Origin of the sequence: Porphyromonas sp. oral taxon 278 str. W7784 (genome assembly GCF_000467855.2) — a bacterium.
GTDB lineage: Bacteria > Bacteroidota > Bacteroidia > Bacteroidales > Porphyromonadaceae > Porphyromonas.
On record NZ_KI259221.1, the window covers coordinates 329,298 to 329,663 of the forward strand.

At 58.5% G+C, this 366-nt stretch carries 1 CRISPR repeat array.

The features are described 5' to 3' along the window. Positions 1-365: direct repeats of the CRISPR family, unit length 26 nt; unit sequence GCACCCCTCCCGGGGTGCGTGAATTG. Position 366: the final 1 nt, after the last annotated feature.

Consider the following 366-nt stretch of genomic DNA (forward strand, 5'->3'; position numbering starts at 1 on the left):
GCACCCCTCCCGGGGTGCGTGAATTGAAACGAACTTGGCCTTACGACTATCCGCCACCTTGCTCTGTCGCACCCCTCCCGGGGTGCGTGAATTGAAACGTTGTAAATATACGGTGTCTCGCAGGGTGCGGTCGTCGCACCCCTCTCCCGGGGTGCGTGAATTGAAACCGTCAGTTCGACTGGGCGGCGGGGGGATGGGATGGCGTCGCACCCCTCCCGGGGTGCGTGAATTGAAACGTGGATGAGAAAACTCGTGCTGAAATTGCTAATAGTCGCACCCCTCCCGGGGTGCGTGAATTGAAACGATTGACAAGCTCATTACCCGTCATATAGATGCGTCGCACCCCTCCCGGGGTGCGTGAATTGA